At 36.7% G+C, this 22,687-nt stretch carries 21 protein-coding genes, 1 pseudogene and 1 other annotated feature; of the genes and pseudogenes, 4 read left to right on the top strand and 18 right to left on the bottom strand.

From position 1 onward, the window contains the following. Positions 1–43: 43 nt before the first annotated feature. Positions 44–364, bottom strand: coding sequence for an ArsR/SmtB family transcription factor (locus AC1M36_RS06015; protein ID WP_336450221.1), 321 nt, complete (start codon positions 362–364; stop codon positions 44–46). 482 nt (positions 365–846) lie between these two features. On the opposite strand from AC1M36_RS06015, the gene AC1M36_RS06010 reads away from it, so the two are divergent. After that, positions 847–1,281, top strand: coding sequence for a branched-chain amino acid ABC transporter substrate-binding protein (locus AC1M36_RS06010; RefSeq protein WP_336450222.1), 435 nt, complete (start codon positions 847–849; stop codon positions 1,279–1,281). A gap of 67 nt (positions 1,282–1,348) precedes the next feature. Here AC1M36_RS06010 and AC1M36_RS06005 read toward each other — a convergent pair whose 3' ends face one another. The 5 genes and pseudogenes from AC1M36_RS06005 to nadB all read right to left on the bottom strand — a co-directional run bounded on the left by AC1M36_RS06005 (position 1,349) and on the right by nadB (position 7,987). Then, the gene (locus AC1M36_RS06005) at positions 1,349–2,029 is read right to left on the bottom strand and encodes a YhcN/YlaJ family sporulation lipoprotein (protein ID WP_336450223.1); all 681 of its coding nucleotides are present in this window, start codon (positions 2,027–2,029) and stop codon (positions 1,349–1,351) included. 2,070 nt (positions 2,030–4,099) lie between these two features. Beyond that, a pseudogene (gene safA, locus AC1M36_RS06000) lies at positions 4,100–4,268 on the bottom strand (SafA/ExsA family spore coat assembly protein); the annotation flags it as partial. 203 nt (positions 4,269–4,471) lie between these two features. After that, a complete protein-coding gene (nadA, locus tag AC1M36_RS05995) occupies positions 4,472–5,578 on the bottom strand; it encodes a quinolinate synthase NadA (protein WP_336450225.1) in 1,107 nt (368 codons plus the stop codon). A 29-nt stretch (positions 5,579–5,607) separates the two neighbouring features. Then, positions 5,608–6,441, bottom strand: a complete 834-nt coding sequence (nadC, locus tag AC1M36_RS05990; RefSeq protein WP_336450226.1) for a carboxylating nicotinate-nucleotide diphosphorylase — start codon at positions 6,439–6,441, stop codon at positions 5,608–5,610. 19 nt (positions 6,442–6,460) lie between these two features. After that, the gene (gene nadB / locus AC1M36_RS05985; protein ID WP_336450227.1) at positions 6,461–7,987 is read right to left on the bottom strand and encodes an L-aspartate oxidase; all 1,527 of its coding nucleotides are present in this window, start codon (positions 7,985–7,987) and stop codon (positions 6,461–6,463) included. Between the two features lie 174 nt (positions 7,988–8,161). Here nadB and AC1M36_RS05980 point away from each other — a divergent pair, with 174 nt between their 5' ends. From AC1M36_RS05980 to AC1M36_RS05970, 3 genes are all read left to right on the top strand, one after another. Next, on the top strand, positions 8,162–9,304 hold the full coding sequence (locus tag AC1M36_RS05980; RefSeq protein WP_336450622.1) for an IscS subfamily cysteine desulfurase: 1,143 nt from the start codon (positions 8,162–8,164) through the stop codon (positions 9,302–9,304). Next, on the top strand, positions 9,304–9,846 hold the full coding sequence (locus tag AC1M36_RS05975; RefSeq protein ID WP_336450228.1) for a transcription repressor NadR: 543 nt from the start codon (positions 9,304–9,306) through the stop codon (positions 9,844–9,846). The genes AC1M36_RS05980 and AC1M36_RS05975 overlap by 1 nt, the downstream gene beginning before the upstream one ends. A 115-nt stretch (positions 9,847–9,961) precedes the next feature. Further along, positions 9,962–10,609 carry an MOSC domain-containing protein gene (locus AC1M36_RS05970; RefSeq protein ID WP_336450229.1) on the top strand — a complete coding sequence of 216 codons (648 nt, stop codon included), beginning with the start codon at positions 9,962–9,964 and terminating at the stop codon, positions 10,607–10,609. Positions 10,610–10,652: 43 nt separating this feature from the next. On the opposite strand, the gene pheA is transcribed toward AC1M36_RS05970, so the two are convergent. The 12 genes from pheA to AC1M36_RS05910 all read right to left on the bottom strand — a co-directional run bounded on the left by pheA (position 10,653) and on the right by AC1M36_RS05910 (position 22,657). Continuing rightward, the gene (gene pheA, locus AC1M36_RS05965; RefSeq protein ID WP_336450623.1) at positions 10,653–11,504 is read right to left on the bottom strand and encodes a prephenate dehydratase; all 852 of its coding nucleotides are present in this window, start codon (positions 11,502–11,504) and stop codon (positions 10,653–10,655) included. 95 nt (positions 11,505–11,599) lie between these two features. Further along, positions 11,600–13,513, bottom strand: coding sequence for an ABC transporter permease (locus AC1M36_RS05960; protein WP_479845650.1), 1,914 nt, complete (start codon positions 13,511–13,513; stop codon positions 11,600–11,602). 49 nt (positions 13,514–13,562) lie between these two features. Then, the gene (locus AC1M36_RS05955; protein WP_336450231.1) at positions 13,563–15,476 is read right to left on the bottom strand and encodes an ABC transporter permease; all 1,914 of its coding nucleotides are present in this window, start codon (positions 15,474–15,476) and stop codon (positions 13,563–13,565) included. Next, positions 15,451–16,227: an ABC transporter ATP-binding protein gene (locus tag AC1M36_RS05950; RefSeq protein WP_336450232.1), complete on the bottom strand. Its 777-nt coding sequence runs from the start codon at positions 16,225–16,227 to the stop codon at positions 15,451–15,453. The genes AC1M36_RS05955 and AC1M36_RS05950 overlap by 26 nt, the downstream gene beginning before the upstream one ends. 93 nt (positions 16,228–16,320) lie before the next feature. Beyond that, positions 16,321–17,403, bottom strand: coding sequence for a HAMP domain-containing histidine kinase (locus AC1M36_RS05945; RefSeq protein ID WP_336450233.1), 1,083 nt, complete (start codon positions 17,401–17,403; stop codon positions 16,321–16,323). After that, entirely contained in the window at positions 17,393–18,100 is a 708-nt protein-coding gene (locus AC1M36_RS05940; RefSeq protein WP_336450234.1) for a response regulator transcription factor, read from the bottom strand. Before AC1M36_RS05940 ends, AC1M36_RS05945 begins: the two co-directional genes overlap by 11 nt. Positions 18,101–18,241: 141 nt before the next feature. Continuing rightward, complete coding sequence (obgE, locus tag AC1M36_RS05935; protein WP_336450235.1) at positions 18,242–19,528, bottom strand: GTPase ObgE; 1,287 nt, start codon at positions 19,526–19,528, stop codon at positions 18,242–18,244. Next, on the bottom strand, positions 19,528–20,076 hold the full coding sequence (locus AC1M36_RS05930; protein ID WP_336450236.1) for a sporulation initiation phosphotransferase B: 549 nt from the start codon (positions 20,074–20,076) through the stop codon (positions 19,528–19,530). Before AC1M36_RS05930 ends, obgE begins: the two co-directional genes overlap by 1 nt. A 64-nt stretch (positions 20,077–20,140) precedes the next feature. Further along, entirely contained in the window at positions 20,141–20,431 is a 291-nt protein-coding gene (gene rpmA, locus AC1M36_RS05925) for a 50S ribosomal protein L27 (RefSeq protein ID WP_017150650.1), read from the bottom strand. Positions 20,432–20,434: 3 nt separating this feature from the next. After that, entirely contained in the window at positions 20,435–20,779 is a 345-nt protein-coding gene (locus AC1M36_RS05920) for a ribosomal-processing cysteine protease Prp (protein WP_336450237.1), read from the bottom strand. Positions 20,780–20,790: 11 nt separating this feature from the next. Then, a complete protein-coding gene (gene rplU / locus AC1M36_RS05915; RefSeq protein WP_003200848.1) occupies positions 20,791–21,099 on the bottom strand; it encodes a 50S ribosomal protein L21 in 309 nt (102 codons plus the stop codon). A 14-nt stretch (positions 21,100–21,113) separates the two neighbouring features. Beyond that, positions 21,114–21,191 (bottom strand) — a sequence feature (ribosomal protein L21 leader region). Between the two features lie 77 nt (positions 21,192–21,268). Beyond that, positions 21,269–22,657 (bottom strand): Rne/Rng family ribonuclease, encoded by a 1,389-nt coding sequence (locus AC1M36_RS05910; protein WP_336450238.1) that lies wholly within the window; start codon positions 22,655–22,657, stop codon positions 21,269–21,271. Between the last annotated feature and the right edge of the window lie 30 nt (positions 22,658–22,687).

Genomic DNA, 22,687 nt, shown 5'->3' with positions numbered 1-22,687 from the left:
TGAGTTCAAATGTTTAAACTTGTAAACTTATAATCTAAAAAAATTAGTAGTTTGATTCTACCGCTACAATTAACTCCTTAATTTGTTTTAAAAATTCTCGTGAACTTACAGCATAAAATATCTCTTTTCCATTTCGATCAGCTGTAATTAATTCTGCCTGTTTTAAAATTTTCAAATGATGAGAAACAGCTGGTCTTGAAATACCCATTCCATCGGTTATTTGAGTTACATTCAGACTTTTATTTTCAAGTAACATCATAATAATTTGTTGACGATTTATATCTCCCAAAGCCTGAAATATAGGTGTTGTTAATTTAAATTTCTCCAAAACAACCTCTGTATTTTTACATTCAAAATTTTCCATATTCTTTTCATCCTTACCATTTCATATAGTCACTATATTGTGTAATATATTACCATTTATATTTTAATCTTATTGAAGGGATTTGTAAATAAATTAATCTAATATTCTGATATTTTAACCTACCAAAAAGTGAAGTTGGACGACAATTCTCTTATGCATAACTTCATTTCACCTTTATATAATAAGAAAGACGCCTGAACATAGCAGGCGTCTTGATGCGTTTACGGCGAGAGACCAGGCGGCCACATCCGCGTGTTTAGCACTTAAGCATATCTCTCGTCTTACGTAAATTAGCTCATCGCTTTGCTAATATAACATTAATGTACAAAAAACGCAAGCTAATCCTAAAAATTTTTATTAACTTTTCATACCAACATGTATTCCTCAAGATTCTTAAGTAAAATATAAATTGATTAATGTAAAATATATGTTACAATAGGCATGGATATAATGAAAAATCTGGTAAAACAGGAGTGAGTACATTGAAAAAAATAAAAGATGAACGTTTAATCCTTCAAAATTTAAAGAACGTACGAATTGCCTTTTTATTTCAATCGATTGGTATAATAGGTATTTTAGGTTATATTGGCTTCAATGAAGGAATAGATCAAATTACAAAGTCACCGCTATGGTTATTATTCATACTAACAAGTATACTTCTAGCCTATTTACAAATGGGAATCTCTATTGACTCTGAAGAAAATGAAAAGGGAATCAAAATCACTCCTTATTACAAACTTGTTTTACGCTCTGCTATCGTAGGAATCATCTTTGTTGTTATTTATGTTATCTTCAGTCCTGAAAGACCATTATGGGAAGCACTTCTTATTGGAATTATTTTTTTCTTATGCTTCTTATCTTCTTATTCTGTTGGTTACTTTATTAAGAAAAAACGATTACAGGATATAGATGAATAATTTTCCATGTCGCTATGTTAATACTTATGAAAACAAAAAGGAAAGGCGTAAACCTTTCCCTTTTTTGTTATCGCACTGTACCAGTTAGACCATCACGAATGTCTCGGAACAGATCTGTTATATCACGATTTAAATCGTTTGTTACTGTTCCATTGCGCAAACGTGTATTCACTGTATCGACACGGTCAAACATGTCATTTTTAACAGTTACATACACATTACGGTTTTTCACATCGTTGGCAACAGCTTGACGAATTTCATTTGCCATTGCTGTTTCGTTTGCTACTGCACCACGTGGTTTTACTGCAATTACTACATCATTTCCTCGCACAACAGTAGAAACGCGATCTACATTATTCATACGTTTAACACGATTTGTAATTCTTTCTGCTGTCTTACCATCGTTGTTAATATATGAATTATTCATTGTAATGTTACGCGTTGGATATGGATTTGCTATTTGACCATGATAATTCACATCACGATAATAGTTATATCCGACATCATTACGACGATCATATACATTATCTGTAACTCTATTCCCATTTCGATATGTTACATAATCTGTATAGCGATCAGTACGCGTCACATTATTTCTATGTGGATGTGTATTATCATACGTTGTACGCTCATAATTGTAAGTTGCATTACGATCATCCATCGCATTGTTATTATTAGGTGTACCACATGCAGCTAACGCACTGGTAACTAACAAAGAAGCGGCAATAATTTTAATCTTTTTACTCAATATAAAAACCCCCCTTGTTAGGTTGAACTTCTCTCTCGAAAAGCTCCTTCTTATAGTGAGTAACAAAGGAGGTTTTTACACTTGTTAATATTTCACTAGGAATTTTCTAACACTACTCTTTCTATTCCTCATCTTCTGCAAGTGGGTCTCCAAAAATTCTCGGCGGATCTGGCTGATAAAGCGCCGCACCTGGTTGTGGTGCATATGCAATTTGATTTGTTGGGTAGTATGGAGAATTCGGATAGTATGCCCCCCCTGGCTGTGGACTATATAAATTTCTTTCCTCACCACATCCACAATCTTCTTCTGCTGGCATCATTGGCGGCATGTTATTATCCGTTTGTGGTTGATATGGCATTGAAGTATGTTGCACCGGCATTTGGTACGGCATTATTGGTACACCTTGTGTATACGGCATTTGATAATACGGATTTTGCTGTGGTTGATATGGCATTTGATAATATGGGTACTGTTGTGGCATCATTTGTGATTGATATGGCATCGGTATTGGTTGCGGCATCATTGGCGGTGGTTGGTTATTATCCATCATCGGCATCATGTTCGGCATTTGGTCATTATCCATCATCGGCATCATGTTCGGCATTTGGTTATTATCCATTATCGGCATCATGTTCGGCATTTGGTTATTATCCATTATCGGCATTATATTCGGCATTTGGTTATTATCCATATTCGGCATTATATTCGGCATTTGGTTATTATCCATATTCGGCATTATATTCGGCATTTGGCTATTATCCATCATCGGCATCATGTTCGGCATTTGGTTATTATCCATATTCGGCATCATGTTCGGCATTTGGTTATTATCCATATTCGGCATCATGTTCGGCATTTGGTTATTATCCATTATCGGCATCATGTTCGGCATTTGGTCATTATCCATATTCGGCATCATGTTCGGCATTTGGTTATTATCCATTATCGGCATCATGTTCGGCATTTGGTTATTATCCATTATCGGCATTATATTCGGCATTTGGTTATTATCCATTATCGGCATCATGTTCGGCATTTGGTTATTATCCATTATCGGCATCATGTTCGGCATTTGGTTATTATCCATTATCGGCATCATATTCGGCATTTGGTTATTATCCATATTCGGCATCATGTTCGGCATTTGATTATTATCCATATTCGGCATCATGTTCGGCATTTGGTCATTATCCATATTCGGCATCATATTCGGCGGTTGATTATTATCCATCATTGGCATCGTAATATTTGGTGGTGTTACTTGTGGAATAACCAGTTTTTCTTTTGTTACATCCGGTGACATTATATTACCCACATTTTCTTTTTGTACCTGTGGCGAAACAATATTACTTACATTTTCTTTTTTCGTCTGTGGTGACACTATGTTTCCTACATTTTTCTTTTGCACTTGTGGCGAAACAACATTACTTACATTTTCTTTTTTTGTTTGCGGCGATACTATGTTTCCTACATTTTCTTTTTTTGTTTGCGGTGATACTATGTTTCCTACATTTTCTTTTTTCGTTTGTGGCGACACTATATTGTTAGGCTTCATCTTATGAATTTGTGGAGCAATTAACTCGCTTCCTTTTTTTATTACATCTGAAATTTTATAGTCTTTTTTAGGTTTCATTGGTGGTTGGGGTGGCTGTGGTAATATATTTACTGAAAACTTTGTACTTTCTTTTTCCGCGGGTTTCTCTACTTTTTCTACAACTGGTGGCTTTTCAATTACAGCTGGTTTTTCCACGACTGGCGGCTTTTCAATTACAGCTGGTTTTTCCACAACTGGCGGCTTTTGAATAGGTACTTCTTTCTGAATTGGTTTTTCTTTTTGTATTGGCACTTCTTTCTGAATCGGCACTTCTTTCTGAATCGGCATTTCTTTTTGCGGCTTTACTTGTATTTCTTTTTGTGTTTGTTGCATAGCCGGTTGCTGCGTAATTGGCGCAGATTGATATGGTGCTTCTTCTTCATCTTCTATCCCAAGCGGCGTAGGTGTCGCTGCAAATTCTTTTTGTTGTACCTCTTTTACATATTCTTTTGGAGGAGCTGAGCCAGCACCCATATTTTTTTTCACATGCACACTGCTAGATGGTACTTTTATTTTCATACCTGGCATAATCAAATCGGGATTGCTAAGCTGCGTATTCGCCTTTTTTAACGTTTCAAGGTCTACTCCGTACTTTTTCGCAATTTTCCAAAGGGTATCCCCTTTTTGCACGATATGAATTTTCAAATTTTCCCCCTCCTGTATTACTTATCTATAAACAAAAATAATATAAAATGAAACTATCCTCTATGGTTTAACACTGTTGCTCTTACCATTTAGTCATACACAATATTGCACGAATATGAAAAATACAATGATTCCCTCAACACAATGTATGACTACGATTGGCTAATTATGTTTAATAAAAAAGCGACGGAAATCCGTCGCTTTTACACACGCTCTAACATACGATTTAGAGCAAGGACTGCTTCTTTTGTCACCTGTTTGTCTACCTGAATAACATTGATTTCCTCTCCTCTTTCTATCGTTTCTAACACCCATAATAAATGTGGTAAGTCAATGCGATTCATCGTTAAACAAGGACACATAAAAGGGTTTAGCGAAATGATTTCTTTATCTGGGTGCTGATGAATAATTCGATTGACTAAATTCATCTCTGTACCAATCGCCCATTTGCTCCCAGACGGTGCTTGTTCAATCATATCGATAATATATTTTGTCGATCCTGCATAATCAGAAGCTGCTACCACTTCATAACAACATTCTGGATGAACAATAATATTCATATCAGGATGGTTTTTCCGTACACTTTCAATGTTTTTGACAGTGAAATTTTGATGAACCGAACAATGCCCTTTCCATAAAATTACCTTTACATCTTCTATATCCCCATCGTACTCTAATGAATCTGTATGCGGATCCCAAACCGCCATTTTATCTAATGGAATCCCTAAGTCATACGCTGTATTTCTTCCTAAATGCTGGTCCGGTAAAAAGACAAGACGCTCTTTTTGCGTAAATGCCCAAGACACCATTTTTTTAGCATTAGAAGATGTTACTGTGGCACCGCCATTACGACCGCAAAATGCTTTAATAGCTGCTGTAGAATTGACATATGTCAATGGAATCATCGTACCTCCAAATAACTGCGTAAGTTCTTTCCAAGCTCGCTCTGTTTGTTCAATATCTGCCATATCTGCCATCGAACAGCCAGCACGCATATCTGGTAAGATAACGACTTGTTCATCTGTCGTTAACATATCTGCTGTTTCGGCCATAAAATGCACACCACAAAATACGATATATTTTGCCGCTTTATTGCTAGCCGCTACTTGTGCAAGTTGCAATGAATCTCCTGCAGCATCTGAGAATTGAACGACCTCATCCTTTTGATAATGATGCCCTGGAATAAATAACGTTTCCCCTAGTTTTTCTTTAATTTCACGAACACGCTCTTCCATCTGTTGTACTGACATTGTTTGATAACGCTCTGGTAACATCGTTTCGATTGGTTGAACCCTCTCTAAAATACTCATCAATAATCTCCCCCTCTAACCCTCTCGCCTTAAACCTCAATATTAAAGCTAATATCTAATGCTCCTGCAGAATGTGTTAATAATCCGAGTGAAATGTAATCCACCCCTGTTTTTCCATATTTTGATAAACTTTCAATTGTAATCCCACCTGATGCTTCTGTTACAATTGCACTTGGAACCATTTTAGAAAACTCACGCACTTCTTCTGGTGTACGGTTGTCGAACATAATAATGTCTGCTCCTGCAGCTACGGCTTCTCGGACTTGTTCTTCTGTCTCTGTCTCCACTTCAACCTTCACCATATGCCCAAGTTTTTCTTTTACAGATGTGACTGCGTTTGTAATAGACCCTGCAAAAGCAATGTGATTATCTTTAATCATGACACCATCGTATAACCCGAAGCGATGGTTATACCCTCCTCCGCAAACGACTGCGTGTTTATCAAACATGCGAAGCCCTGGCATTGTTTTTCTTGTATCACAAATACGTGTATGGTCACTTTCTAACGCCCGAACTGCTCTTTGTGTCATCGTTGCTATACCGCTCATTCTTTGAATGACATTTAAAATTACACGCTCTGCTGTTAATAGAGAGGTAATCGGGCCTTGTACAGTGGCTAAAATTTCTCCTTTTTCTACGAGATCTCCATCTTTTTTATGAAGCTCAATTTGAATACTTTCATCTAATAATCGAAAACCTTGTTCAATTACCGCTGTCCCTGCGAATATCCCTGTATCTTTTACAAGAAATGTTCCCTTTGCCTTTAAATTGTCAGGAAAAATGAGCTGAGATGTTACATCTCTTTCCCCAATGTCTTCTAGAAAAAAACTTTCTAATGCTTTTCTTACCTTTAACGCGTTCATAAGACCCCTCTTCCCCTCATTACACAAGCTGTAATTTTTTATTAGCAAGAATAATTTCTTTTGTTATTTTATTTTTGCTTGGATAATCACCACGATAATGACCACCTATGCTCTCTTTTCTTTGCAATGCCGCTTCTGTAATGAGCTGGCAAACTGTTAGCATATTCATAATTGTTATATCTTCATTTGTAAAAGCTCCATATTGCAGTTGAATGCTGTGCACACCATACTGTTCAAACCATTGCTTCGCACATAATAAGCTCGTTTCTGTTCGTACAATCCCTACGTATTTCATCATCTGTTCTTGTATCTCTTTTTTCGCTGGTAATTGAGGAATTGTAGATACTTCATGAATTCTTTCATAACCGTTTTCTTTTCCTTGTACTGGATGAGCTAAAATATGCGCTCCAATTCGTCTTCCGAACACAAGTCCCTCTAGCAACGAATTACTCGCTAAACGGTTTGCACCATGAACACCGTTACAAGCTACTTCACCAACGGCATATAATCGTGCAATTGATGTTTCTCCGTCACAATTCGTTTTCACACCACCCATATGAAAATGAGCACCAGGTACAACTGGTATTCTATTTTGTTTTACATCTATCCCATTCTTTTTGCATAATGCAGATACAGTAGGAAAACGCTCTTCAAAGTTTTGAATAGAAGAAATATCCAAGTATACACTTTCACCTGAAAGAAGCTGTTCATGAATCGCACGTGCCACTACGTCACGCGGTGCAAGGTCGTGCTGCGGATGTACGTCCAGCATAAAACGATGTCCTTTTTCATTTACCAGAACAGCCCCTTCACCCCGTACAGCTTCTGAAACAAGTCCGCAGCAACGACCACCTACATAGAGCATCGTTGGATGAAATTGAATAAACTCTAAATCAACCAACTCTCCACCAGCTCGGTACACGATTGCTAGTCCGTCACCTGTAATCGTCTCATCGTTAGACGTAAATGCATACACGCCTCCAATACCACCTGTAGCTAATACAGTGTGTTCAGCATAGTAACGATGTATATGTCCTTCACTATCACGGGTCAAAACACCCTTACATGTATCATTTTCTATTATTAAATCGAGCACCATTTCTTGCTCCACTACTGTAACGTAAGGAGCTACTTCCTGAATCAAATGCTCTAATAAGTTTTTTCCTGTTGCATCTCCCCCAGCGTGTAAAATACGTCGTTTTCGATGCGCGCCTTCTTTTCCAAGATGAGGCCCTTTTTCATCCCCATCAAATTTCATCCCATTTGCAATAAGCTTTCGAATCTCTTTCGGTCCTTCTTCAACTAAATATCGAGCAGCTTCCTCGTTGTTATAGTCACAACCAGCCGCTACCGTATCTTCATAATGATCATTCACATTGTCATAGGTAGCTACAGCTGCTGCAATTCCGCCCTGTGCTAAATGCGTATTGTTATTTCGCCCTGTTTTTTTTGTGATAATCATCACATTCTTTTCGTGACAAATCTCTTTCGCAACACTAAGTGCTGCAACACCACTTCCAATAATTAAGACATCTGCACTTGGCATGATCATTGCCTCCTACTTTACACTTTTCAACTGTCTTGACACCTATATTTACATAGATTTAAAATAATGACAAGAGTTTTTTAGAAAGTAATATTTTTACCAAGGAGTTTAACGAATTTTTCATACTACTTTAAAATAAAAACGAATGTAACTCTACTATAGAGAGGACTACACATTATGATATATCTTGACTATGCGGCTACAACACCAATGAGCAAAGGAGCGCTCGACACATATACGAAAGCAGCAGAGCAATACTTCGGTAATGAACAAAGCTTACACGACATCGGAGGAACAGCTTCATCTTTACTACAAGTTTGCAGGGCAGCATTTGCAGAAATGATTGGAGGCAAAGAACAAGGAGTATTTTTCACAAGCGGTGGTTCTGAATCTAATTATCTTGCAATCCAATCACTCTTAAATGCAAAAAGCGGCAAACATATTCTTACGACACCAATGGAACACGCATCCATTCGCAGCTACTTTCAGTCATTAACAAACCAAGGTTATACAATTACAGAAATTCCTGTAGATTCATACGGGCTTATTAATCTTGAAGCTTTAGAAGCAGCGATTACAGACGATACAGTTTTGGCAAGTATTCAACACGGTAACTCTGAAATTGGTACCGTTCAGCCTATCTCAAAAATTGGAGCCCTACTAAAAAAACACCATATTTTATTTCATACAGATTGTGTACAAACGTTTGGTAAACTCCCAGTTGATGTTACAGCGATGCATATTGATAGCCTTTCTGTTTCTGCACATAAAATATATGGACCAAAAGGTGTAGGTGCTTGCTATATAAACCCACAAGTTCGTTGGGGACAAGTCTTCCCAGGGACCTCTCATGAAAAAGGATTTCGTCCTGGTACAGTTAATGTGCCTGGCATTGCTTCCTTTCTAACAGCGGCAGAACATATATTAGATGACCGAGAAGAAGAAGGAACTCGTTTTGAACAATTACGATCTTATTTTACGGAACAATTACAAGCAATTCCTCTTGAAATTCAAGTAGAAGGTCATTCTACTTCTTGTTTACCTCATATTATTGGGGTTACAATAAAGGGAATAGAAGGTCAGTACACAATGTTACAATGTAATCGCCATGGCATCGCTATTTCAACAGGTAGCGCATGTCAAGTCGGCAAACAAGAACCTTCAAAAACAATGCTTGCAATTGGAAAAACGTATGAAGAGGCAAAACAATACGTCCGCTTTTCATTTGGACGTCATACAACAAAAGAACATATCGATGCAACCATTCATGCACTACACACAATTGGAAATCAATTTTATAGAGGTGTTAAATTATAATGAAACAAAATGATCGAAAAAAAATTTTAGGAGAAGAAAGAAGACAGCTCATCCTGCAGTGGCTCCTTGCAGCTAACGAACCGTTATCTGGAAGTGAGTTATCCAAGAAAACAAATGTCAGCAGACAAGTCATTGTGCAAGATATTTCCTTACTAAAAGCACGAAATGAACCAATTATTGCAACTGCACAAGGGTATTTATATTTAAAACCACAAGCAAAACAACAAGCTTTTGAACGTGTTATCGTCTGTCAACATAAACCAAATGAAGTCCGCCAGGAACTAACAATGCTTGTCGATCATGGTGTTACGATTAAAGATGTGAAAGTAGAACATCCTGTATACGGTGACTTAACAGCTTCTATTATGGTCAGCAACCGCTTTGATGTTGAACAATATTTACAAAAGATCGAAGAAACAAAGGCATCCTATCTATCTCAATTAACAGATGGGATCCACTTACATACAATTGAAGCAGATTCCACTGAAAAATTAAACGCTGCCTGCGAAGCGCTGGATCGCGCCGGATTTCTTGTTTATTAACATTTACACCAATCGTACATGAATAGATGAAAAAACACAGAGAACGATATTACTCTCTGTGCTTTTTCATATGAAGTGATATAATATTGAAATCAATTATAAAGGGGGATAACATATGGGGATCGAACTCATTCACTTTAGTACCGGCAAACCGAAGCAAATGCAATATGGAGAAAATAAAGAAATGACAACGGGCATCTGTAAAGTCCTTACAGAAGAGGCTTTTTTATCAAAAGATGGCTTTCGCGGAGATGGTGTAGCTGACCTCAGATTCCACGGTGGACCTGATCGCGCTGTTTGTGTCTACCCACATGAACATTACGCACTATGGGAACAAGAATTCCAAACAGCGCTCCCACCCTCTACATTTGGCGAAAATATTACTGTTACAAATATGTTAGAACGTGATGTTTTCATCGGTGATACATATCAATTAGGTGAAGCAATTATCCAAGTCACACAAGGTAGAGTGCCATGTAGTACCATTTCCAAACGTCTCGGTATCCCTGGAATCTTACCTCGCATTGTAGAAACGGGTTATACTGGCTATTTATGTCGTGTTCTTCAAGAAGGTGTTGTTCGGAAAGACTCACCGATTCAACTACTAGAGCGCCATCCAAGTCAAGTTTCTATTCTATTTTCTAACGAAGTATATTTTCATAGACGGAAAGATAAAGAGGCGATGGAGAAAATCCTTGGCGTTTCAGAGCTGGCAGAAGTTTGGCGTGAGCAATTAACAGATCGTTTAGCGAAATTGAAATAACATAAAAAATCCCACCTTATCATCTGGTGGGACTTATTTATGTCTACAACCAATACGAAGAATAACTCCCTAGCACCGTAACAGAAAAACCAAGCGCCTCAAGCTCCATCGTCACGCCTGGCAATAATACATCATCATACTCCTTATCAACATCGATTAAGAAAAAGTAATTTCCAAGGCCCGTTTTCATCGGACGAGATTCAATTTTTGATAAATTTAATTTTCTCCATGCGAAAGCTGATAACACTTGATAAAGTGCCCCCGCATAATCAGCAGGTAACGTTATCATAAGTGTCGTTTTCTCTCCGCGGTTCTCACCATTTTTCGGCAATAACGCTTGCTTCTTTTTATGTAACACTAGGAAACGCGTATGATTGTTTTTATGCGTATGAATATCACGCTGCACAATTGCTAACCCATACTTTTCCGCTGCCGCTTCATTTGCAATTGCTGCGATCCTTTCTTCTGGATGTTCTTTCACATACTGCGCTGCCGCACTTGTCGATGTCATATCACGGACTGTTACACCTTTTAATTCTTCATTTAAAAATTTATGGCACTGCGCAATCGCATGCGGATGAGAATGTACAGCGTATACTTCTTTCCACATTTCTTCATATTGTGGATGCACAAGCAAATGTTGCTGAATAGGTACTGTAATTTCTCCTACAATACAGAGCGGCTGCTCATGTACAAGATAATCGACAGTAATATTTACTGACCCTTCTATTGCATTTTCTAGTGGTACAACCGCAAAATCTACATTTCCATTTGCCGCAGCATCCATACAATCAGGAATCGTTCGATACGGTACATGCTCTGCTTCCGGAAAAAAACGACTCACCGCCATATTTGTAAATGTTGCTTCTGGTCCTAAATAGCCAACTCGAATCATCATCTTTCCCCTCTTTTTCGTTTTCTTACTGTTATACCATAAATATTTATATTCCTCTATATAAATTTCGAATATTTAAAAAAGACTAGCATTTGCTAGTCTAAATGTTTCCTATATTCTCTTTGAGCGAAGAAGAAATAAACGATACATGCCGCAATGTAAAACAGAATAAATAAGCCTACTTTTCTTAAGGATCCGTCCATAAAGACAGTATTATGAAACGTATATAACGCAACTGCACTGTGCATACTCCCTACTATAATTGGCGCAAAAAATAGCATACATAATTGCCAACGAGAAATTTTCCACACTTCTTCTTTCGTCATTCCAAGTTTAGAGAGCGCCCCATACTGTTTACGATCCGATGCAATATTATGAAACCATTTAAAATATACGATACTACATGAAGTAAGGAAGAATAATATACTAATGAACGAGCCTACAAATAGAGTAATATCGCCGAACTCTTTCATATTCACATATAACTCCATATTATTTCGAAATGTATCATTTGTATCTTGTTTCATATGTTTCCGTAAATCTGCATTTAATTCCTTTGAACTTTCAATATTTGATAATATATAACCTCTATATATCATTTTTTCAGAATCCGGAACCTTATTTGCAATACTAGCAAAATCTTCATCATTCATGACGAAAAACAGACCATTAATATGCGAAGGGTGATAGTTAAATTGTACCCCTTCTTTCTGACCGTTAAATGCGAATTGATACGTTTGATTCATTACTTGTAATTGAATATCTTTTTGATTATATACATTCGGATGATTGCGTTTATTATAATAAACAAGTGTCACTGTTCCTTTTTTAGGATGATACGTTTTCTGTTTTTGTTTTCTCGCCTCTTGATTGTATTCACTTTCCTTTATAAGCGGTGCAACTTCTGTTTCTCCTTTATTGGACTGAAAAGATGCATACACTCCAACAAAACTCATATATTGAAAATCATCATACCCATATTGATGCAATAATTTTTCAACCGCACCTTCCTCAAAGACTTCATGAGAAGAAGTACCTTTTTCTAGATAAGAAAATGAGTGTACTCCTCCATCTCGCCACATATCTTGCATCCCTGAAAAATATAAGAACACCGTACCTGTTGCCGTAACTACAAACGTCGTTGCCATGGACAATATAAAGAAAAATCGACCATTTTCCTTCATTCGATGTGACAATTGATTCACTATAAATAAATACGGATATGTATACATAATCTTTTTATTTCGTTTTATCATTTCTAACAATTGGCTAATACCGTGTGTAAAAGAAAAATACGTTCCAAAAAAGATAAGTATAGATATAGGAAAAAAGTATAACGCTATCGTTGCCATCGTCACTTGTAGCGCTAACGCATATCCCGTTCCTAAACAAGCAAAACCGAATAAACAAAGCCACCTTGAAGTTTTCTTCTCTTTTTTATCTGTTCGAAATTCTTTCAATAACCGAATGATTTTTATATTCCATATACGTAAAGCACTTATAAAAGATAACAGAATAAAAACGACCATATATGTAACAAACGTTACACCAATCGCTCTCACGTCAAATATGACAGGGAGTTCTTTCGGAAGGCGAAGTAACATACTAAATACCATAAAAAAGAGTTTCAAAAAGATCATACCAAGCCCAATACCGAAAATATTAGCAAAAATTCCAATTAATATTTGCTCGGTCATAATCACTCCTATTACGTTAGACTTCGTCGCTCCCATTAACATATATAATCCTAATTCTTTCTTACGTGCTTCTATAAAAATAGAAGTAGAATACAAAATAAATATAACGAAAAAAGAAATAATTATAACATTACATATGATAAGTCCCCAGCGTACGTTTTGATACCACATCGTTTCTTGCATGTATGGATGTACAATGACAGACATATATGCATAAGAAGCAAATATCGCAAAACAACTGCTTAAGAAAAACACTTTATAATTACGCCAATTCCCCTTTATATTTTGCATCGCTAGTTGCCGAATATTCATCTATCGCCCTCCTGTAACATACTACATACGTAAAAAGCTAGAGGTTTCCCTAGCTTTTCACGTGTTTTAAATATCCTCTTTGCGCGATCATAAAGTAAATCGCAGAAGCTAAAATGTATGCTCCAATTACAATCGTACCTGATTTCCATAGATCTAAATAAAGCATTTTCCCTAATGTATGAAGAGCAAATCCGCTATGAATAGCACCAATGAGAATTGGGATAAAGAATATAACTCCCATTTGACGAATTGCAATTTTACGAATTTCTTTATCTGTCATACCAATTCGCTTTAATGATTTAAATTGAATACGATCTTGTTCTTTATCGTTAAACCATTTAAAGTATGTCATGCTACAAGCAAAGAAGAAGAAGAGTACTGCTACAAAGAAACCGATGAACATTGTAATTGCCCCTTGTTCCTTCATCGCTTTATACGCAAGAACAGAATTATGGAAATTCTCTTGTTGTTCTGGTGCAATTTCTTTTTTCAAGTCTACTACAAGATCCTCTGTTCCTTTCCAATCTCCAATATAATAGCCGTAATATTTCGTCTTTTCTTCATCTGATACGAGCTGTGCATATTTCACAAAGTCTTGGTCATTCACAATGAGATAGCCTTCATCATTAAAAACAGATTGCGAAATTGGATCCTTTAGCTTAATAGACTGTTTTTGTCCGTTCAGCGTAAACTCAAATGGCTTCGTACTATCTATCTTCACAAAGTCATTCATCATATCAATTAAAACCATCGTTGCGCTTCCTGGTGCATTATGAACTTCCTCTTTCTTTTGCTTACGTGCTTCTTCATTATATTCTTTTTCTGAAATAATACTTAAAGGCATCTCATGCTCACCATTAAACATCGCCAATTTTTGTTTTCCAGGAAGTTTTACATATGTTACTTTTCTCGCGTCTTCAAACCCGTGTTTTTTCAATAACTCTTGCATTTTCTCGTCACTAATGACATTATGCGTATTTACGCCCTTTTCCTCATATGAAATCGCATGAGGGGTACTAGCCACTGTTTTATAACTCATATCTTGAAAGAATACATAAAGCGTACCGATTGCGGAAGAAACAACAGCTGTAATAATTGAAATAACAAAGAGAAAGCGAGCATTGTCTTTCATTTTATAGATGAGATTACTAAGTACAAACATATTTGGATAAGTATAAAAAGATTTTTTTCGTTTTTGTAACGCCTTTAATACGACAGTGCTACCTTGCGTGAATAATAGATACGTCCCTGCAATTGTGAGTCCCACAATTGGTAAGAAATACATCAAAAAATTCATCAATGTAACTTGGAAACAAAGCACATACGCTACAATAATGCATAATACGCCGATGATACATAACCATGTAAATGCAAAAGGCTCTACTTTTTGTTTTCTCGCTTCTCTTAACAAATCAATAATTTGCAAGCGTCCCACTGTCCAAACACCAAACAATGATAAGATAAAAAAGAGAATGAAGTATATACTAGCTGTAATCAAAACTGCTTTTCCATTCCAAACGAGTGGAAGGGTTTTATCTATACCTAGCAATACACTTAAAGCTTGAAAAAACAACTTTGAACAAAGCATACCAAGAGCGATCCCTACTACAATTGCGATTACACCTAAAATCATTTGCTCTAGTATAATCATACGGCCAAGCTGTACTTTTGTCCCACCTATTAATGTTAATAAACCAAACTCTTTCTTTCTTGCTCGTAAAAACGTTGAGTTAGCATATAGAATAAAGAGTGCTGAGAAGATGACAACAATATAGTTCATAGATTCTAATCCTTTTGTAATCATCACCTTCATGCTAATGTTCCCGCTTACTACATCTGGATGATAGATAAAAGAAGCATACATAAAAAATACTAAAATCGATAAACAACTACTAATAAGAAATGCTTTATAATTACGCCAATTTCCTTTTACATTATTAAGCGCGAGCTGGCGAAAGTTCATGATATTCCCCTCCTAGCATCGCAAGTACATCTAAAATTTCTTGGAAAAAGGCTTGCTTTGTTTTTCCTTTATGAATTTCTGAGAAAATTTCTCCATCGCGTATAAAGAGAATTCGTTCGCAATAACTCGCTGCTACTGGATCATGCGTTACCATTGCAATCGTTACTTTTTTCTGTTCATGTAAATCTTGCAGAGCACCCATTAACGATTTTGCAGACTTAGAATCTAAGTTCCCCGTCGGTTCGTCTGCTAAAATTAATGTTGGTTCATGAATAATTGCTCGTGCAGCTGCTGCACGTTGTTGCTGTCCACCTGATACTTCATATACTTTTTTGTTTAAGATTTCTTCAATATTTAAGAACTTTGCAATCTCAAGTACCTTCGTATCAATTTCTTTTACAGAACGTTTTGCCATTACAAGCGGCAAAATAATATTTTCTTTAATGGATAACGTATCAAGCAAATTAAAGTCTTGAAAGATAAATCCTAAGTGCGTACGACGAAATTCCGCTAGTTTTTTAGCACGCATTTGGCTAATCTCCTCGTCATTTACGTAAACATGACCTGATGTTTGTTTATCAATTGTTGCTAACAAATTCAGAAGCGTTGTTTTCCCGCTTCCTGAAGGCCCCATAATTCCAACAAATTCGCCTTCCTCAATTTTAAAATTTATATCATGTAAAGCGGTCGTTGCCACTGAACCTTTTGATTGGTACACCTTCGTTAACCCTTTTACTTCAAGAACACTCATTTCTAATCCCCCTATGTGTTTTCTTCTTACATTTACTATAAAAAAAATGAGAAAAAGAAACGAGTGATTTCTCTTACAAAACCATTTGTTATCTTACAATTTTGTCATTTTTCTCATCAATGTATGATATTCTTCATCTTTTGCAAATTGGAACGTGAATGTCGTTCCTTCTCCTACAACTGATTGGGCATACATTCCATGATGTAAATTATCGCAAATTTCCTTCGTAATATATAAACCCATCCCAGTCGCTTCCCTCGTTTTACGGCCGTTTATTCCCGTAAAGAACGGATCAAATATACGCTTGACATCTTGCTCTGGAATACCAACTCCATTGTCCTTAATATGTAGCAACACCTTTTTGTCTTTCTCTTCAATTTGAAATTGAATTTCTTTTTTCTCTGCTTCTGAAATTTTTGTATACTTAATTGCATTTACAACAATTTGACCTATAGCAATACTTAGCCATTTTTTATCAGATGCAACCATACAAGTATCTTCTTCAAACATCACTTTCGGAAACACTGACGATTGAATGAAAGATTTTCGATTTTCATTAATAATACCTCGAATAATCTCTATAACATTTACTACTTCTACTTTATAATCCTTTGCAAATTGCTCTAATCTTGCCATATGTAATGCTAAATCTAAACCATTTAGTATGCGGTTGTTTTCTTCGCGAATACTTTCAACTGTTACTCTCGCTTCACGATGCTCTTTACCAAACTTCTGCAACAATAATTCAATAACAGATACTGGTGTTTTCATTTGGTGAATCCATTGGTTCATAAATATCATTTGCTGTTGCTCTCTCGCATGCTGTTTATGAACTTCATTCATATATTGCTGTCTTAGCAAAGTGAAAGCCTCAACGACCATCTCTTGCTCTGGTGTATAAGATTCATCAATAAGTAAAGAATCATGTAATGTATTTCCACCAGCAACATATTTTTCGATTCTATTTAAAAATACACTTCGTTTTCGGTAATCATAAATGAGGTATACAGTAAACACAACTGTCCCTAATAAAAGCCCGTATAACCACGCACTCCAATCAATTGATCTTTTTTCTAAGATACTTTGCAACTGCAATACGAGTCCAAATAAACAAAGGCTTACAATATAAGATAAAATTAAAGAAAAGCGGTCTATAAGGTACGTTTTAACCTTCATGCCCTTCGCCCCACTCTGTCAGGAGCGCGTAACCGTATCCACGTTTCGTTACAATTGCATTTTTTATGCCTAACTCCTCTAATTTCTTCCTTACGCGCTTTACATTTACGGTTAATGTATTATCATCAACAAAAGCTACTTCATCCCATAGAGCTTCTAACAGCTCTTCACGCGTTACATATTGGTTTGCCTGTTTCATTAAACACTCTAATAAGTAAAACTCATTTTTTGTCAGTTCTGTTTGTTGCCCCTGCCACTCAACAATATGCTGGGACGGAAATAACAACAGTCCATTTACACCTAAACAATCACTCTCTGCCGCAGAAGCATACTCACCATACCCACGGCGAAGTGCGCTTTTCACCTTTGCCATTACGATATCTAAATGGAATGGCTTCGTAATGTAATCATCTCCGCCATTTTCAATCGCCATTACTTGATCCATTTCTCCTGTTCTTGCAGAAACAAAAATAATGGGCGCATTCGATACAGTACGAATTTGACGACACCAATAGAAACCATCAAAATACGGTAAATTAATATCCAGTAGCACGAGATGAGGATTTACTTTTACAAACTCATCTTTTATATGACGTAAATCGCTCGCTCTAAATGCTTGATAGCCGTACCTTTCTAAATGCTCTTCTAATATTCCCGCAATTTTCTCATCATCTTCTACAATTAATATTTTATACATGTTCTTTTTCTCCCCATGAAAAAATTCTTTTAAAATTACTCCTTTTTTCCATTATAAATTGAAAATTAAATTAGTGGGGATTTTTTCCTATATCAATCTAACTATTGCGATATAAAAAAAGACTGCCGTATTTTGGCAGTCTTAATCGATAAATTCAAACTCATATTCAAGAATTTTTACAATATCCCCGTCTTTTGCACCGCGTGCACGAAGGGCTTCATCAATACCCATACCACGCATTTGACGAGCGAAACGACGTACAGATTCATCACGCGAGAAGTCTGTCATCTTGAATGTTTTCTCAATGTCATAACCAGAGATAACAAACGTACCGTCGCTTTCACGTGTAATTTCAAATTTAACACCTTCAGTTTCAAATTTGTACATTACACTTGCTTCAGATTCGTCTACAACATCATGTACTGGGAATTCTGGTGTTGTTTCCACTAAGTTTGCTACTTCAAATAATAGATCACGAACACCTTGTTTTGTTACTGCAGAGATTGGGAAGATTGGAACTTCGTCTCCTACTTTCTCTTTAAACGCTTGTAAGTTTTCTTCTGCATCTGGCATATCCATTTTGTTTGCAACAACAACTTGTGGACGTTCTGTTAAACGCAGATTGTACTCTTTTAATTCAGCATTGATTGTCACATAATCCTCATATGGATCACGGCCTTCTAAACCAGACATATCAATTACATGCACGATAACACGTGTACGTTCGATATGACGTAAGAATTGGTGTCCAAGTCCAACGCCGGCATGTGCTCCTTCAATTAATCCAGGAAGGTCAGCCATAACGAAGCTACGGTTATCACCTGTTTCAACAACACCTAGGTTCGGAACGATTGTTGTAAAGTGATATTCTGCAATTTTCGGACGTGCTGATGATACAACAGATAATAATGTTGATTTACCTACGCTTGGGAATCCAACAAGTCCAACATCCGCTAATACTTTTAGTTCTAAGATTACATCACGTTCTTGACCTGGTTCCCCATTCTCAGCAATTTCTGGTGCTGGGTTCGTCGGTGTTGCAAAACGTGAGTTACCACGACCACCACGACCACCTCTTGCGATAACTGCTGATTGCTCATGCGTTACTAAATCAGCAAGAATTTGACCAGTTTTTTCATCTTTTACAACTGTTCCTGGTGGAACCTTTACGATTAAATCGTCAGCTTTACGACCATGCTGCCCTTTACTCATTCCGTGCTGACCACGATCAGCTTTGAAATGACGTTGGTAGCGGAAGTCCATTAATGTACGTAAGCCTTCGTCAACAACGAAAACAACATCTGCACCTTTACCACCATCGCCACCTGCTGGGCCACCTTTTGGAACATACTTCTCACGACGGTACGCAACCATTCCGTTTCCACCGTCGCCACCTTTTACATATATCTTGACCTGATCTACAAACATTATTTCACCACACTTTTTTCAATTGGTTGTAATATAACCGAGACTTCGTTATCTCGCATTGTATAAGAAATGGAATACCATTTATTGTTTTGGTTTGTAAGCCACGTTTGCAGTTCTTCTACATTTGTTAGCTTGCCACGAAAATCAAAAAAGAAACGAGCATTCTCCGCGTTACATTCAATTGTGATACAAACATAATTTTCAACATAAACGTCTAAACTATGCTGAAGTATTGAGAAAAATTGACTCGTCCATGTATATACAGTCTCATCAACATGAGATAAGTTATGTAGTTCTCCTAATACTTCGTACTCCAATAAGCACGGTTGCTGTTTCCAATTATATGTTAAAATCCATTCTGAAAATAGAGGCATTGATAGCTCCATCAAATAGGATTCTTGTCTCGCTTCTTGGACAAAACGCTCGATGAGCCCATGAATCTCTTCCACTCTTCCAAGTGAAAGGTTTCCTTTAATCATCTGCATACGATTCAGCCAATCATGTCTTGAATGGCGCAATGCATCTATAATTGTCCATTTTTTATTCATCCAGATACTCCTTAATATAGAAAAACTCTAACCTGCACTCAGGTTAGAGTTTTCCGTGAGTTTCTTATGCTTCTTGAGCAACAGGATATACGCTCACTTGTTTGCGGTCACGGCCAAGACGCTCGAAGCGTACTACGCCGTCAACTTTCGCGTATAAAGTGTCATCGCCACCACGACCAACGTTAACACCTGGATAAATTTTTGTACCGCGTTGACGGTAAAGAATTGAACCACCTGAAACCATTTGACCATCTGCGCGTTTAGCACCAAGACGTTTTGACTGAGAGTCACGACCGTTCTTTGTACTACCTACACCTTTCTTAGATGCGAAAAACTGAAGATCTAATCTTAACATACGTTACACCTCCTGCACTTTTTCTATTAAACGGATATACTTTCCGTAATCAAGTTCAATCGTCTTAAGCGAAACAACTAATCCTTCTAAAAGTGTTTGTGCTTTTTCCATCGCATGAGCGTCTAAATCATTAGGCAATTCATACGTTAAGAATCCGCCGTCACTTCCGAGTTCAATAGTTGCCTGCACATTACAAAGTACTTCCACTGCATTTATAGAACCAAACACAACCGCAGTTGTTCCAGCACAAACAAGATCTTGTCCATGCGGCGCATAATCGGCATGTCCAGTCATTTTAAATGATTGGATACTTCCTAACTTCGTGCGACTTATCGTAATTTTAATCATCTTAACCAGAATTAAGCGTTGATTGCTTCAATCACTAGCTTAGTGTAAGGTTGACGATGACCTTGCTTTTTACGATTGTTCTTTTTCGCTTTGTATTTGAAAACGATGATTTTCTTAGCGCGACCTTGTTTTTCAACTTTCGCAGTAACTGTTGCACCTTCTACAACTGGGCTACCAACTTTCACGTTTTCGCCACCAACGAAAAGAACTTTGTCAAAAGTAACAGTTTCACCAGCTTCAGCATCTAATTTTTCAATGTAGATTTCTTGACCAGCTTCAACTTTGATTTGTTTTCCACCTGTTTCGATAATTGCGTACATACTTGCACCTCCTCATAATTACTAAGACTCGCCAAAACGAGGTAGACATAGCATGTCTTTTAGGAACCTGTCTTGTGCGGTTGTAGCATATAGCAGTTTAGGTGCTATAAACTATAACATAGAGATGTTATCATGAAACATAGACCATTGTCAATAAATGTTCTGCTAACTATTTTTTCCGATTCATGATTTCTTTCTTCGTTCCAAATCGAATAATCGCATACTTCTCAGTTTCTTCATCTGTGAAATAAATTTGAAGTAGTATATTTTTCTGCAATTCTTTTTGTAAAAATATTTTTTGCACTTCTTTGGGCGCTGCAATTAACACCGCTTCATCTTCTGCATGATTGTACGTAATAAGCTCTCTTTCTAGCTCATATGCAATCGTTTCATTTGAAATGACATATCCTGTCGTTTTGCAATGTAAACAATCTTCTAGTAATACGTCACGTAATGAATGTTTCTTACGCTTACGTGTCATTTCTAAAATACCGAGCTCTGTAAATCCGAGAACACGTGTATATGTACGATCTTTTTGTAAAGAAGAAACGAGTTTCTCTCTTACCTTCTCTTTATCTTCTTGTTTTTTCATATTAATGAAGTCAATTAAAATCATACCACCAATATCACGTAATCTTAATTGACGAGCAATTTCTTCCGCAGCTATTTCATTTGTTCGTAATACTGTATCTTGCAAGTTCTGTTTCCCAGTAAATTTACCGGTATTCACATCAATTACAGTCATTGTCTCCATTTGTTCTATGATTAAGTAAGAGCCGTTTGGAAGCCACACTATTTTTTGCAGTGCTTTTTCAATTTCACGCTCAACACCATAATGACCAAACATAGAAGTTTTTTCATTATAAAGCATAACTTTTTCTTTTCCTACTTTATCTTCTACTTCATTTAAAATACTGTGCGAGTCTATTATTACTTTTGAAATGGATTCAACTGGGTTTTCTTGAAACACACGATCTAAAAACGTCTCAGGACGATGAAGCAATAGAGGAGCCTTCCCTTTTCCCTCTTTTCTTTTTAACTCTTCAAACATCTCCTGAAAATGTTTCATTTCACTCTGAACTTTATCCACGGAACCTTTTTCACATGCTGAGCGAAAAATAAAACCTCCAGTTCCCCCTACTTGAATTTCCATTAATTGTTGTCGTTTCTTATAATTTTTTATTTTCCGGGAAACAGCACGCATCTCATCATACGGCATATAAACGACATATTTCCCGGTAAATTCTATATTAGCTGTTAGCTTTGGACCTTTTGTATCAATTGCTTCTTTCACAACTTGTACGAGCAGCGCTTGCCCTTCATGTATTCGATATGATGATGGAACATCGTCGTAGGAAAGATATGCATGTTTTTCTAAACCTATATTTACAAAAGCTGCATTCATCCCCGCAATTGTACGTACTACGCGTCCTAAGTAAATATGTCCGACAATTTCTTGTTCTTCGTTTCTTTTCCATAGTAGTTCGACAATCTCTTGTTCTTCTTCGACGGCAACTCTCTTTTCCGAACCAGTATAGTTGATGTATAACGTCTTCAAAATACTTTCCTCACTTTTTTATTTTCTTTT

Source organism: Bacillus sp. Medicinal_06 (genome assembly GCF_056711665.1).
Note: the sequence above shows the minus strand (reverse complement) of the source record. Positions and strands in the feature narration are given on the sequence as shown.